Origin of the sequence: Peribacillus sp. NPDC096379 (genome assembly GCF_044762875.1) — a bacterium.
GTDB lineage: Bacteria > Bacillota > Bacilli > Bacillales > DSM-1321 > Peribacillus.
In genome coordinates, this window is sequence record NZ_JBIWFD010000004.1 from 26054 (window position 1) to 40695 (window position 14642).

Genomic DNA, 14642 nt, shown 5'->3' on the forward strand with positions numbered 1-14642 from the left:
GTTGTGGTCGTTAACACTTTTATGCCGCTTCATATAGTGAAATATATTTGAATTATATATCTCTCTAAATATAATTTTCCACTTGTTTATACTTCCTTTATTTGCTAAACTAACTAACGAACGTTCGTTAGATTCGAGGTGATAGTATTGAAAACCAATGAAATTAAGGAGGCCGCTTTAAAATATTTCACAATTCATGGGTATGAAGGGGCATCCCTTTCTCTTATAGCTGAAGAAGTCAGCATGAAAAAGCAATCCATTTACGCCCATTTTAAAGGTAAGGATGATCTTTTTCTTCAAGTTTTACGTGATGCGAAACAGACAGAGCTCTCTTCAAAACGGCAATATTTCAGTGAAATTGGTTCAAACAATCCTGAAAAAGATTTATACGGATTTCTACAATTGGTCATCGAACTTTTTCAACAAAGTGAGCAGTTAAAGTTTTGGCTGCGCATGTCTTTTTTTCCGCCCGCACATCTTGCTAAAGCAATCGAAGTGGAAGTAATCGATATTGAGGAGAAGTTACAGGCGATGCTGGAAAGTAAATTTCAAGATTGGATCAACGCTAAATTAATCGTTTGTGATGCAGCAATAACGCCGACCTTTGCTTTCTTAGGAGTAGTCGATTCCATTATGCTGGAGCTTGTATATGGCAATGATGACAAACGGCTGAAGGCTAAATTAGCTGCCTCTTGGACAGTATTTTGGAGAGGGATCTCACATCAATCATCCATACAGAAAGAGGTGTTCATACATGAAGAAACCAATTAAAGAACAAAAGATGGTCCTAATGATTCTTCTAAGCAATTTATTCATTGCCTTTCTAGGAATTGGACTCATCATCCCCGTTATGCCGTCTTTTATGAATATCATGCATTTATCAGGAAGTACGATGGGCTATCTTGTTGCCGTTTTTGCGATAGCACAGCTGCTTATGTCACCATTCGCAGGACGTTGGGTTGACCGTTACGGCAGAAAGAAAATCATCATTATCGGCTTATTTCTTTTTGGTGTTTCAGAACTTATCTTTGGTGCAGGCACGAACGTATCGGTGCTTTATCTATCAAGGATTCTAGGGGGATTTAGTGCTGCCTTCATTATGCCAGGTGTTACGGCATATGTTGCAGATATTACTTCCATTCAGGAACGGCCAAAAGCGATGGGCTATATTTCTGCCGCCATTAGCACTGGCTTTATTATAGGACCTGGTATCGGTGGCTTTATTGCAGAATATGGTATACGCGTGCCCTTCTTTGTTGCGGCAGCCATTGCTTTTTTAGCATGCATTTCATCAATATTTATTTTAAAAGAGCCGCTAACAAAAGAACAGCTTGCAGAAATCTCTGCTGATACTAACCAAACAAACTTTATAGGCGATTTAAAAAAATCACTTAATCCGCGCTATTTTATTGCCTTTATCATTGTATTTGTACTTGCTTTCGGTTTATCAGCATATGAAACGGTCTTCAGCCTATTTTCTGATCATAAATTCGGCTTCACGCCAAAGGACATTGCAACTATTATTACGATAAGCTCAATCTTCGGAGTTGTTGTGCAAGTATTTATGTTTGGAAAAATGGTAGATATACTCGGTGAAAAGAAACTGATCCAATTATGTTTAATTATAGGTGCCATATTGGCGATAGCGTCCACCATGGTCTCTAGCTTTGTAGCCGTACTGGCGGTAACTTGCTTCATCTTCCTCGCATTTGACTTGCTTCGTCCGGCATTGACGACATTTTTGTCAAAAGCTGGCGGGAAAGAGCAAGGATTTGTTGCTGGGATGAACTCAACCTATACGAGCTTAGGTAATATCGTCGGGCCATCCATAGGCGGAATACTATTTGACGTAAACATCCACTATCCTTATCTTTTCTCTGCTGTTATTTTGGTCGTCGGCCTCGGTATTACAGTTATGTGGAAAGAAAAACAAATGGTAGAAGTCTTAGTTGAATAGCATTGTAAGAGTTTTAAATAACTTTATTGTAATGACCATTCAACAAATTCAGGATATTCAAAAACCAATAGTCCTGATCAAAGAATTCGATTACGTAAGGGGAATTTGTAACAGCACTCTTTTGTAAAAATTGGGACTAATGATATTCTTCTCTATCTCCATTATTTATAGTATAGTATTCTCTAAGTTAGGAGTGAGACGATGAAGAAGTTCTTACTATTCATTGTAGTGCTAGTAGTCTTTGTAGGTGTTGCTGGGTATGCCATTTATTATTACGGCACAAACATGGCCTCTCAAAAATTGATGGATGCTGTTTCGACTGAGCTAGAGAATAATGGACAAACAGAAGAAGTAAAGCAATTTATAGAAAATGACCCACAGCTGAAAAAATTCATAGAAGAAGCGAAATCTGTTGACGAAAGTTCATTGCCTTTCACGACAAAAGAAGCAGCGACACGTGTTCTTGTCAAAAAGGTCGGCATAACTAAACTTCTGGACATAAAAGTGCAAGCTCAAGATGGAACACTATCTAAAGAAGAAGTGCTTACAGACCTTCAAGGAAAGTTATCTGAAGAAGAACTACTTGCTTTAAAAGTTATCGCTTATAAGGAACTTTATCGTAAATGAGCATGGAGATCTGATTAAGGTCTCTTTTTTTGTATGAGCGACATAGGGACGGAGCTTTGCGCCTTCTGAATATAGCCAATCTATTTATCAGGTATACTGATTTGAGAAGGCATCCCAAATTCAGGCTCCGCACGGCCACCTTTGAGATGAGGTGAGTATAGCATGCTTCATGATACATTCTTCATAGCAAATGGTGGCGTTTTAACGCCATATTTGTTTTGTATAGTAATGATGACTTTCATCCGATCACTTGCTTACTTTTTTAAAACCACGCCTTTTTCAAAAACAAAATCCCCTCTTGCAACTCTTCATGTGATAGTCCCCCATAGCCTAATAAGACAGTTGGTTCATGACTGTATTTGCCTTTTTCATAATACAACGAAGTAGGATAAATCTTCACGCCTACTTGCGATGCTTTTTCCACAAGCTCAGCTTCAGACAATCCATTATTAATTTGCAGGAGAATATGCAACCCCGACTTCTCACCAATTACATTTACGCGATCCCCGAAATGCTGCTGAATTACTTCGGTCAAAATATGGTTCTTTTTTCGATAAATGGTTCTCATTTTGTTTAGGTGTCGTTCCCAATGGCCATTCTCGATAAATTGATTAAGTGCTTCTTGGATGATGCGCGGGACGGTATGCTTGTACCCTCTAAATTTTTGATGATATATCTTCAGCAACTCAGGTGGTAAAATCAGATAACTGACTCGAATGGATGGTATGAATGCCTTTGAAAACGTCCCTAAGTAGATGACCCTGTTATCCGAATCAAGCCCTTGCAAGGAAGGGATTGGTTTACCGACATAACGAAATTCCCCATCATAATCATCTTCAATAATATAAGCTTGCTTTTCTCTCGCCCATTTCAATAATTCCATTCTCCTTGAAATCGGCATGATTGTGCCGGTTGGAAATTGGTGTGAGGGTGTCACATAGACAATGTCAGCATGAATGCGAAGTAGATGCTCGACGATTAACCCATCTTCATCTAATGGGATTCCTTCAATTTTCCTTTCAAAATCTAGAAATACTTGGCGAACTCTGTGAAAGCCTGGGTTTTCCATCGCGAAGGTTCTATTCTTACCAAGGAGCAAACAAAGGAGCTGCATCAAATATTGTGTACCTGCTCCAATAATGATCTGATCAGGCGAACAGCGTACTCCCCTTGATTGAAAAATAGAATCAGTAATAGCCGCACGAAGATTTCGTTCACCTTGAGGATCTCCATTCATGAATAACTCATGCTGGCAGGACGTATTCACAAGTAATTTCCGCCAGACAGTGAAAGGAAAGTGTGCCATATCCACTATTCCATGATTAAAGTTAATCTTATATTCCGGCTTTACTTCTGGAATATTGGATTGCTGTGAAGGGATCGGGTCCTTTTTCGTTATAACATCCTCTTCAAACTCGACCACAAAATATCCCTTTCGTAACTTACTTTCTACATAACCTTCTGCGATTAGTTGCTGATAAGCCGCATCCACCGTATTCAAACCGAGGTTCAGATGAACAGCCAGCTTTCGTTTTGAAGGCAATTTCATTCCAGCTTGAATCCTTCCCTCTTGTATTTCTTGTTTAATATACTCATAAAGTTGAAGATACAAAGGGTGTTTTTTTATTTTTTGAAAATGCGGGGTCATTTCAAACATCTCGTTCTCCTAACTGGTTCTATTAAATAGACCAAATCTGATTCTTATACCAGAACCAGTTTTTTATTACAATGCTAACATACTTGCTAAAAAAAGGAGAAGAATCGTATGGAATACATCAAATTAACAGGGAAAACCGTTACACTCTTGCCTTTATCTGAAGAACATTTCGAAGGATTTTATGAAGCGTCCAAACCCATTGAGATATGGGACTGGTTGGTGACGAAGATTTATTCTCGTGAAGATGCTGTTGCTTATATGAATCAAGGATTGCGTGCGATGGAAGAGGGGAAGCAATATCCATTCGTTGTGATTGAAAACGGAACAGGCAAGGTTATTGGAAGCACTTCTTATCGAAACATCCAGTTGGATAATGGAAGCTTAGAAATTGGATCAACCTGGTATCATCCGTCTAAATGGAGAACAGCTGTCAATACTGAATGCAAATATTTACTTTTGCAACACGCTTTTGAAACATGGAAATTAGGCCGAATAGAGTTTCGTACAGACGAACGAAATGCTCGATCACGTGCGGCCATTCTTCGCTTGGGCGCTATGGAGGAAGGTAGATTACGTAGAGAAAAAAGATTAACAGACAAAACGATGAGAAACACCATGGTCTATAGCATCCTAAATGATGAATGGCCAAGTGTGAGACAACGATTACGTGACTTTTTGTCAGAGCATGAAAAGTGATAGTCCTTTTAAAGATCTTGTAAAAGGGGTTCCTTTTTCAGATGTTTAGTTAATTATAGAAAAAGTTGCAAGCAAAATTAAGAAGCTAACGTAGAATTAACAAAAATTAGTCAAAAAAAGAGTAATTTAGTCTATATTTAGATTACTCTTTTTCCCCATTTTCCTTGGTTCAAAATAAAGTATGAAGAAATGACAACATCACTTATTTTCTATATGTCTGTCACTTGTAATGATGGAGAGTAGGTAGCTATATTCCTGATTTTACTTCTAAGATTAGCTCTTGCAAATTCCGATAAGGAGTAACTGCACAAAAAAAGCTATAAATTTTCATTCAAAATGTTAAATAATATTCTGTTCTTGTTCAGCTATCCATCTCCGAAAAGTCAAAGGGGTAGCCCCTTATGAGATACCCGCTTGTTTCCTATCCACTCGATGAAATTTGTATATCCACCGGTATCATTTTAAAATTTTTAATTGTCTATCTAACTAGGTCGGTGGGCACCTTTTTCATTTAGACAACTAGTCACTCATCTTTATAAGATATTTTTACTAGAAGCACAAACGCACATTTTAATAAATCTAGTCGCATATCCAGCTATTAATCAGTAGAGATGAATATACATATGAGTAATCGGACATGTAGTATCTAATGTCCAGTCATTGAAGGGAAAGTAAATTGTTCATCCATAGCTGCTTTGGTGTTCCTATTGTCAATGTTAATTATATTATAGAATCCAAGAAGGGTAAATGTTTGTCCAGCATCGTTTGGATTAGGGATTATTCTAGTAGGAGTACAGACAACATGTCGAAAAAATGAACGTTAAGGCTACAATCTTTGATTTAAAAGAAAAGAACCAAGGTTATATATTCTCTAAAAATCGAACCATAACTCGCTCATAAAACAAAGCTTCATCCATCTGATTTGAAACTCTTTTAGGAAGGACTTTGCGTGCAAGCTTTCTGTAATGTTGGTAAGATCCCAATTAGTTATCGCTCAATTAGATACTAAGAGATTTTAGAAAGGAAGGTGTAATACTTTACAATGGATATTCACATCATGATTTCAGTTTTTGTGTTCCTTATCACAACGGCAGTAATCTTATGGAGACCTAAAGGCATTAATGAAGCTTGGCCAGCATCAATTGGCGCAACGATGATTTTATTAACAGGCGTTGTATCAAGTGCTGATGTTCTAGACATTATCCATAAGATTGGCGGCGCTTCAATCACTATTATTTCAACAATAGTTATGGCAGTTATTCTAGAAAGCTTCGGTTTTTTTCACTGGTCAGCAGCACGACTTGCCATTTTAGCTAAAGGTTCAGGCTATCGGCTATACTGGTACATTCAGTTGTTATGTTTTTTGATGACACTATTATTTAATAATGATGGCAGTATCCTAATCACTACCCCAATTTTAATTCTACTCCTCAAAAATCTGCAGTTAAAACCCCATCAGCAAATTCCCTACCTTTTAACTGGAGCACTTATTGCCACAGCTTCAAGCGCACCTATCGGGGTAAGTAATATTGTGAACCTAATTGCATTGAAAATTGTTAACATGACGCTTTACATGCATACTGCGATGATGTTTATCCCGTCATCGTTAGGATTATTGTTTATGTCATGGTTAATGTATGTAGTGGTAAAACGGAAATTGCCAAAACAATTACCAAAGTCAGCATTTGACATTGAACACATATTTTTCACAAAAAACTTTCATCCTTTAAAAGGACAAATTTCAGTTGATTCCAAACGTCAACGCACAAAATTCATGTTAAAGATCTTGCTGTTTGTCTTTGTCATGCGCTGTTCACTCTTTGTTGCATCTTTCCTTGCGATTCCAATTGAGTTTGTTGCGATATCGGGATCACTCGTGTTGCTTATATGGAGATGGTACCACTTACGTACAAATCCTATTGATATATTGAAGAAAACGCCTTGGCACATCCTGATTTTCGCTTTTTCCATGTATGTGCTCATTTATGGCCTTCACAACTCAGGATTAACAGCCCTACTTTTATATGTATGTGAACCGATTGTAAAGGAGGGATTATTCCATGCAAGTTTCATCATGGGGGGATTAGTTTCCATATTATCTAACCTTTTTAATAATCATCCCGCCTTGTTGATTGGAACCATTACGTTAACAGAAATGAACCTGGATCCTATCACGCTGAAGACCATATATCTTGCAAGTATTATCGGAAGCGATATAGGATCATTATTACTGCCTATTGGGACACTTGCCTCCTTAATCTGGTTGCATATCTTAAAGAAAAATAAGATCAAAGTGAAATGGAAAGATTATCTAAGCGTATCATTAATTGTCATTCCACCAACAGTGATTGTAACCTTATTTTTGTTATATAACTGGATACAACTCGTCTTCTCTTCATAGAGGTACAGACAACATGTATATTAAGACTACAATCGTTGATATAGGCTCTTTTTGTAAAGTTTGTTGTTATTAGCAAAACAAATTCAATCAATTAAAAATAGGAGGAGATTTTGTTGGGCAGTATGACGGAATTAATTGGAGATAATGTTTGTATAGAATTGACAAAGAAAAGCTATTTTAAAGGTATGCTTATAGATGTAGGTTCAGACATACTAATCTTATATGATGGTCATAAGTTTTTTTATATCCCATGGCTTCATGTCCGTAGCCTCCAACTTAATAGTAGTACGGATGACCAGGTTGATAAGCCGACAGAGTCGTCATTAGCTGAAGAAACGGAATCCATTTCCTATCGTAAAATATTAACGAATGCCAAAGGAATGTTTGCCGAAATTTCTGTGATTGGCAATCTGACTTTCCACGGCTATATTCTCAGCGTCTTAAGTGATTACTTTGTTTTTTATTCACCAGTTTTTAAGACGATGTACATTTCCCTATCACACTTGAAATGGATTACCCCATACAATAAAAATATTACTCCTTATACTCTCAGTAACACAAGCCTGCCTGTTAATCCTTCAAACGTCCCTTTATTGCGCTCCTTTGAAGACCAACTAAAAAAGGTAGAGGGAAAACTGGTGGTGATTGATGGTGGAGGAGATCCAATGAAAATCGGATTGTTAAAAGGTGTAAAAGATAACCTGTTGAAAATAGCCATTGCAAGTGGAGAAACCGTGTATTTAAAACTTACTCATGTTAAATCCCTGCATTTTCCTAATACTGATTTTTAAATAGAGATTTTTCATAATTCTAAAGGTAGTCGTATTCCGTTTCAAAATATCTAAAAAGCCATTCGAAAAATTCGAATGGTTTTTTAGATATTTAAGTAATCAGCATATCTTTAAAGGTGTTGTTCCACAGGCGAAGGGTCAGACCCCGCAACATTTAAATACAGGATGAGATACGTGAATGAAACACTACATACTGATTTAAAGGGCGAAGTCAGACCCTTACTTCTCAACACTTATTCTAAATGACGGCGCTGGAAATCCGCAATGCGGCCATAATCGCTTTCTAATTGACGGCTGACTGATAAATAAATCGACATCAGCTCTTCATACACTTCAACGTTTTGTGCAATTGGTACGAGCTCGTTTGTCTCCCCAATCATTTCTGAAACCACATTTAAGCTATCAATTTCACCTAATGCATACAAACCAAGTACAGCAGCACCTAAGCTTGGGCTTTCAAAGCTTTCGGGTATCGTAACGTTTTGGTTAAACACATCAGCCATAATTTGACGCCATAGCTTTGAGCGGACAAATCCGCCACTTGCATGAATTTTTTTCGGTAGTCCAGCTAACTCTTGCACCGCAAGCAGCACGCTGTATAGGTTATACATCACACCTTCTAGAACCGCTCTTACCATATGATCTCTTGTATGATGAAGGGCAAGACCGAAGAACGAACCTCTGGCATTAGCATTCCATAACGGTGCTCTCTCTCCTGCCATATAAGGATGGAAGATGAGACCGTCCGCTCCAGGTGCAATTTTTGCAGCCATGTCGGTTAGGATTTCATACGGATCTTGGCCAGTCTCTTTAGCTGCTTCAATTTCAGCGCGGCCAAATTGATCTCGAGCCCATCTAAACGTAATCCCGCCATTATTAACAGGACCACCAATCACCCAAAGATTATCCACTAAAGCGTAACAAAATGTTCGACCTTTTGGATCCGTCAACGGTCGGTCACTAACTGTTCGGATCGCACCGCTTGTCCCAATTGATACAGCAAGTACGCCTGGTTCAATCGCATTTTGCCCTAAATTTGCCAAGACTCCGTCACTTGCACCAATGACAAATACAGTATCTTCTGCAATATTCATCTGTTCAGCAAGGTCCTTATGTAAACCTGACGTAGTATACGTTGTCGGTACAAGCTTAGGAAGTTTCTCCTCATCGATTCCAGCTATGCTTAATGCTTCTGCATCCCATGTCAAATCGTTGATATTAAACATGCCTGTTGCAGACGCCAGCGAATAATCCATCACATACTCATTGAAAAATTTATAGAAAATATATTCTTTAATCCCTAAATATTTACTCGTTTTAGCAAATATTTCCTGGTGTTCATGACGAAGCCACATCAACTTCGTAATCGGAGACATTGGATGAATAGGCGTTCCTGTACGGCGATATAATGCATGTCCTTGTTCCGTTGCTCTTAGCTGCTCTGCATATTTGACACTTCGATTATCCGCCCAGGTAATAATGTTCGTTAGCGGCAGTCCATTAGAATCAACAGCTATAACACTGTGCATCGCAGAACTAAACGATATAAACCCTAACTCTTCTTTCTTAATCCCGCCTGCCTTCATTACTTCACCAATGGCTAATACAACTGCTTGATAAATTTCCTCAGGATCTTGTTCTGCCACCGAGGGAGTCGGACTATGTAGAGGATACCCCTTTGTAAAAGAAGTAATCACTTCTCCTGCTCTGGAAAAAAGAACAGCTTTTGTGCTCGTCGTTCCCATATCAATTCCTATCATATACTTGGTCTTCAACAATTTCCCACCCCAAACCTCTAGAAGTCATTTACTTATCTATCTTACTACACTTATATAAAAAGAAAAAACAAGCCAGCTTTATTTACTGAATTGTTTTTCTTTAAGACGCGCAAGATACGAAAATGTTAGCTCATTTTTTATCCCGCATCAACGGGCAGTCCCCCCCACCTCAAGGCTTGAGGAATCGAAGAAGCGTAGGCGGGGGATAAACTGCCCGTAAAAGCCCGATTGGTTCAACTAACAATCAGTGGGGATGAAGAACCCCCACTGATTGAAGTTTCACTTTATGCGCGATAACAATGGAGGAGTTGATATACTTTCGGTAACACCTCTGACAGATTAAGTTTTTGAAATATCGATAAATCCTTCTCCAAAAACATCACGGACATCGTGAATGGCTATAAATGCACTCGTATCAGTCGACTTAACAATCTTCTTAAGCTTAACGACTTCTTGTTTGCTAATGACGATATAAAGAATATCCTTGGGTGTTTTTGTATAGTAGCCATGTCCAGAATAAACCGTAACCCCTCTGTCCATCCGTTCATTAACTTGTTTGGCAATCTCATCTGGTGCGCTCGAAACAATCGTAACGGCCTTCTTTGGATTGACCCCTTCTATGACAAATTCCATCACTTTGGTTCCTACGTACAACATGATGATGGTCATCATCAATTTCTCTGCTCCAATGATAAAATAGGAAGAAAATGCAACAATTAAATCAAAAAACAAAAGACCATAACTGATACTCCAACCTAGATATTTGTTCGTAATTCTTGCCAATATCGTAGTCCCAGCGGTTGTGCCGCCAACCCGAATAATCAAACCAATCCCAACCCCAGCAAAAACTCCTCCGAAGATTGCATTTACCATCATTTCATCCGAATCAATACTCCAGTCCTTCGTTAAATGGAGGAAAAGCGAATGGAGGATCACCGCAATAATCGTATAGACAATTGTCATTTTACTTAAGAACTTATATCCGGCAATCAGTAAGCAACTGTTAAATAGTAGACTCACAAGACCAGGGGACCATTGAAAAAGATAGTATAAAATGATTGTAATCCCAACAACTCCGCCTTCACCCATTTCATTCGGAATCACGAATAAGTTTACTGCTAAAGCAAAAAGAAAAGCACCTAATAAAATGATAAAAATGTCTATAACTCTTTTTTTCATACCCTACCTCACTACTGTTAGAGAATCGCTGTTAATCCACGTTCATAACAAGCCTTCCCCATTATACTCTGATGCTATAAGGTAGACAACAACAGCTTTCCTCACAGAATTCACAGTTTATTTTATTGCATATTACCGACCAACACCATTATCATAAACAGTACAGACTATTAGTCCAACAAAGGTTAGGGTAATATACGTTAAAAGACCAATTGTCCAACGTGGGACGGAGGGGACCAATATGAACAGTCGGAAACAGCATACGATCAATGTAGCCCATCGGCTTTTTATCGAAAAAGGGTATCAAGCTACATCTATACAAGACATCCTTGAAAATAGCGCCATTTCGAAAGGAACATTTTATAATTATTTTTCCTCTAAAAGTGAATTAATGATTGCAATCTTCAATAGCATGCATGAAAAGTTGGAAAAAGAACGTAATGAGCTAATGATTGGGCAAAGCACTAAAGACACGGATATCTTCATAAAACAAATTGAAGTTCAGTTAATTTCCAACAAAAAAAACAACATATTCACATTGATTGAAGAAGTACTCGTATCAAATGAACTTGAATTAAGACAATCCATTCAACAGATGAAACTGTTAGGTATGTGTTGGTTGTATCATCGCTTCATCGATATTTTTGGTGAAGAAAAGAAACCTTATTTGTTAGATTGCGCAATCTTGTTTGAAGGGATGCTCCATCATATGATGCATGTTAATTTTGTTATTAATCGAGGGCATGATGGGTACCAGGTTTCAAATTTGATTCGCTATAGCTTTAACAGAATTTCTAATATTGTCCAAAATGTTTCTACACAAGGTGAACAGATATTCTATCCAGAATTATTAAAGCAATGGCTACCAGATCATAAAGAGGGGCCGTTGTCTCTTCAAGAAGAGCTGCTTTTGACAATCCATACCTTAAAAAGCACCGCTCAGAAGTATATCCAATCTGAAAATGACAACTCGAAACTTTTCGAGTTGCTAAGCTTCCTTGAACAAGAACTCATGCAGGAACAGGCTCCACGTGAATTTATCATTGAAAGCGTACTTACTACTTTACATTCATACTCTCATCCCAAGCTTTTACACTCTATTAAGAAATTAAGCAGTCTTATTGAGACTCATTTGGGAAAATGAAAACCATGTTAACGACAGGGGGATCATGATGTTTGCGAGTGGACATTCGTCTTGCCCTCTAGTTAGTTTCAACGCAGGAAGAGGTGAGTAAAGGCGTCGAACTCACCCTTTGACATTTTCTTCACGGAGAAGTCTATAAGAAATAATGCGCAGAGTTAGACAATTAGAATAATGACGTGTATTCTTCTAAAAAGGGATTTTGCTAATAGAATAGTAATAATGATTGAAAGAAAGAATTCCAACGTTAAGGAGCTTATCACATGAATTTCTTTATACGCTTTTTAATAAGTGGCCTAGTTTTACTCGTAATTGACTGGCTATTTGACTCCATATCCATTGACTCCTACGGCAGTGCTTTATTAGCGGTCTTTATGCTCTGGATTGTTAATTTTCTTGTCAAACCTATTTTGCACCTCCTAACATTCCCCATTACCATTTTGACATTTGGGCTGTTTTCTTTTGTGATTAATGCGGTAACGTTTACCCTCGCCTCCCTGCTTGTAAGCGGATTTGAGGTAACATCCTTTTGGGGAGCGCTTGTCGGTTCGGTGTTGTTAGGATTTGCACAAAGTTTGTTAGAAAAAAAAGAGTAAACCTGCGATTATGAAAGGTTTACTCTTTTTTCATCTTGGGAAATAGGATCTGACCCCTTCCCCCCATCCTGGAAACCTTGATACCACTAGTTTCCAGAGTCACAATAAAGGCCGGGAAATGGAGTCTGACCCCTGTACATACACATAATAATCCTGCTGGTGATAGCTTCTGAAACCACAAGATTCATAAAGTTTTAACGCTGCTGGATTCGTTGCCTCTACTTCAAGATAGATAGGATTTCCCTTCTTCTGCTGTTTTAGAATCACTTGCTTAAGTACCTTTCTGCCAATACCTTTTCCTTGAAAGGCAGGAGCAATGGCAAACCCATAAATCCAAGCTTCCCCATCACTTTCCTCAACGCGAATTTTCCCAACAACTTGATCTTCATACACAATCACAAACGTGTTCAAGCGTTCTTTCTTTATCCGCTCGTAATAGGAAGCTGCTTCATGCTGTAAAAACCCAAAGCAATCGACGTCTAATTCAATTTCCATAGCCTTATCTGCTTCTGTAGATAGACGGAGTGTAACGCCTTCATAATCTGTAAGCTCTGTTTCCTGCCATTTCATTTGATATTCAGCTACGTCAAATCGGCATGGCAGAGCAGCTAAGAAACCCTTTGCTGATTGGGAATCGGCTGGAGCATTTAACAAGATTGCCCTTGGATCCCGTTTCTTCGCTGTCACAAGTGCCTTCTCTACTAGTTTTGTAAAAATCCCTTGTCTTCGGTAGTCTGGATGAACCATCCCGCATAATTCAATTTTTCCTCCAAAATCATAGATCCCAAGATACCCGATCAACCTGTCACCTTCATAATGGAAGAAATCTTCTCCCACTTTTCCCACTCGGCTTCGCAATGTATCCCAGTTTAGTTTTAAAGAAAATGTTCCTTGCTCACACACCTTTTGTAATTCCTCTATCTCTACTAATTGCTTTTCTTTCAAATGAATCCCCCCTTAGTAAAGTATCCACTGGTATAATACTACATTTCCACCAATCATAAACTACTACTTCATCAACAAAGCAATCACAATGATTAAGATATAAACAGCTATAAATAGGCCTGTGCCTTTTAATATAAGCCTTCCATAATATCTTCTCCAAACGTCATTACCAGCTTCTTGTATATCTTCCGTTCCATCCATCGATGTCGCTTCAATTTCCAATGGATTTTGCATAAGTTCAAACAATTCGTGACATTCCCGGCAATGAGCGATATGTGCTTCCACTATTTTTCTTGTTTCTTTCGAGCAATCCCCTTCTATATATAGCGGCAATACATCTCTGATTATGTTACATTTCATTTCTATCACCTTCGACTTTACTTAAACTTTTACGAAGTTCCAGCTTTGCCCGGTGTAAATTCGTCTTCACTTTAGAAAGCTTCCAGTCCAATACTTCTGCTATTTCCCCATATGATAGTTGCTGGAATTCTCGAAGAATGATGACATGTTGATAGTCCACTTTTAAAGCATGAATCGCGTGGAGTATATTTTGTTGTGTGATTTTTTTTTCTAAAAACACGGCTGGATTTTTATAAAAGTTCTCATCAATCAGGTCGATATGCTCAAATAGATCTTGTTTATATTTTGTTTCTTTTCGATACCAGTTAATAAACGTATTATGGGCAATCGTATAAAGCCATGTTTTCACTGACGAATTCCCTTTAAATGTCGATAAACCATTAAATGCCTTTAAAAATGTATCTTGCGTAAGATCTTGAGCAATTTCCTTATGGCGAACTCGCCGAAGCAAGTAACGAAAAATTTCCGTATAATGCAGCTTATACAAGTCTTCTAAACTATGCCAGTTACTCAT

The 14642-nt window shown here is 38.1% G+C and carries 14 protein-coding genes; 8 read left to right on the forward strand and 6 right to left on the reverse strand.

Features of this window, described 5'->3' with window-relative positions; translation table 11 throughout:
- The first annotated feature begins 147 nt into the window (after positions 1-147).
- From ACIQZI_RS17350 to ACIQZI_RS17360, 3 genes are all read left to right on the forward strand, one after another.
- Positions 148-771: a TetR/AcrR family transcriptional regulator gene (locus ACIQZI_RS17350; protein ID WP_403075327.1), complete on the forward strand. Its 624-nt coding sequence runs from the start codon at positions 148-150 to the stop codon at positions 769-771.
- Positions 755-1957 carry an MFS transporter gene (locus ACIQZI_RS17355; protein ID WP_403075329.1) on the forward strand — a complete coding sequence of 401 codons (1203 nt, stop codon included), beginning with the start codon at positions 755-757 and terminating at the stop codon, positions 1955-1957. The genes ACIQZI_RS17350 and ACIQZI_RS17355 overlap by 17 nt, the downstream gene beginning before the upstream one ends.
- Positions 1958-2158: 201 nt before the next feature.
- Entirely contained in the window at positions 2159-2584 is a 426-nt protein-coding gene (locus ACIQZI_RS17360) for a hypothetical protein (RefSeq protein ID WP_403075332.1), read from the forward strand.
- A gap of 262 nt (positions 2585-2846) precedes the next feature.
- Here the strand turns inward: ACIQZI_RS17360 and pdxR are convergent, their stop codons facing one another.
- Entirely contained in the window at positions 2847-4241 is a 1395-nt protein-coding gene (pdxR, locus tag ACIQZI_RS17365) for a MocR-like pyridoxine biosynthesis transcription factor PdxR (protein ID WP_403075334.1), read from the reverse strand.
- A gap of 108 nt (positions 4242-4349) precedes the next feature.
- On the opposite strand from pdxR, the gene ACIQZI_RS17370 reads away from it, so the two are divergent.
- From ACIQZI_RS17370 to ACIQZI_RS17380, 3 genes are all read left to right on the forward strand, one after another.
- The gene (locus ACIQZI_RS17370; RefSeq protein WP_403075337.1) at positions 4350-4937 is read left to right on the forward strand and encodes a GNAT family N-acetyltransferase; all 588 of its coding nucleotides are present in this window, start codon (positions 4350-4352) and stop codon (positions 4935-4937) included.
- Between the two features lie 1042 nt (positions 4938-5979).
- Positions 5980-7338, forward strand: a complete 1359-nt coding sequence (locus ACIQZI_RS17375) for an arsenic transporter (RefSeq protein WP_403075339.1) — start codon at positions 5980-5982, stop codon at positions 7336-7338.
- Between the two features lie 122 nt (positions 7339-7460).
- Complete coding sequence (locus ACIQZI_RS17380) at positions 7461-8129, forward strand: DUF2642 domain-containing protein (RefSeq protein ID WP_403076186.1); 669 nt, start codon at positions 7461-7463, stop codon at positions 8127-8129.
- 233 nt (positions 8130-8362) lie between these two features.
- On the opposite strand, the gene gntK is transcribed toward ACIQZI_RS17380, so the two are convergent.
- A complete protein-coding gene (gntK, locus tag ACIQZI_RS17385; RefSeq protein ID WP_403075342.1) occupies positions 8363-9907 on the reverse strand; it encodes a gluconokinase in 1545 nt (514 codons plus the stop codon).
- Positions 9908-10246: 339 nt separating this feature from the next.
- Positions 10247-11086 (reverse strand): YitT family protein, encoded by an 840-nt coding sequence (locus ACIQZI_RS17390; RefSeq protein WP_403075344.1) that lies wholly within the window; start codon positions 11084-11086, stop codon positions 10247-10249.
- Positions 11087-11327: 241 nt separating this feature from the next.
- Here ACIQZI_RS17390 and ACIQZI_RS17395 point away from each other — a divergent pair, with 241 nt between their 5' ends.
- Together ACIQZI_RS17395 and ACIQZI_RS17400 are read left to right on the forward strand one after the other, a co-directional pair.
- Positions 11328-12230: a TetR/AcrR family transcriptional regulator gene (locus ACIQZI_RS17395; RefSeq protein ID WP_062185956.1), complete on the forward strand. Its 903-nt coding sequence runs from the start codon at positions 11328-11330 to the stop codon at positions 12228-12230.
- A 260-nt stretch (positions 12231-12490) separates the two neighbouring features.
- Complete coding sequence (locus ACIQZI_RS17400) at positions 12491-12823, forward strand: phage holin family protein (RefSeq protein ID WP_403075347.1); 333 nt, start codon at positions 12491-12493, stop codon at positions 12821-12823.
- A gap of 99 nt (positions 12824-12922) precedes the next feature.
- Here ACIQZI_RS17400 and ACIQZI_RS17405 read toward each other — a convergent pair whose 3' ends face one another.
- From ACIQZI_RS17405 to ACIQZI_RS17415, 3 genes are all read right to left on the reverse strand, one after another.
- Positions 12923-13768 (reverse strand): GNAT family N-acetyltransferase, encoded by an 846-nt coding sequence (locus ACIQZI_RS17405; RefSeq protein WP_403075349.1) that lies wholly within the window; start codon positions 13766-13768, stop codon positions 12923-12925.
- Positions 13769-13831: 63 nt separating this feature from the next.
- The gene (locus ACIQZI_RS17410; RefSeq protein ID WP_403075352.1) at positions 13832-14128 is read right to left on the reverse strand and encodes an anti-sigma factor family protein; all 297 of its coding nucleotides are present in this window, start codon (positions 14126-14128) and stop codon (positions 13832-13834) included.
- Entirely contained in the window at positions 14118-14642 is a 525-nt protein-coding gene (locus tag ACIQZI_RS17415; protein WP_403075355.1) for an RNA polymerase sigma factor, read from the reverse strand. Before ACIQZI_RS17415 ends, ACIQZI_RS17410 begins: the two co-directional genes overlap by 11 nt.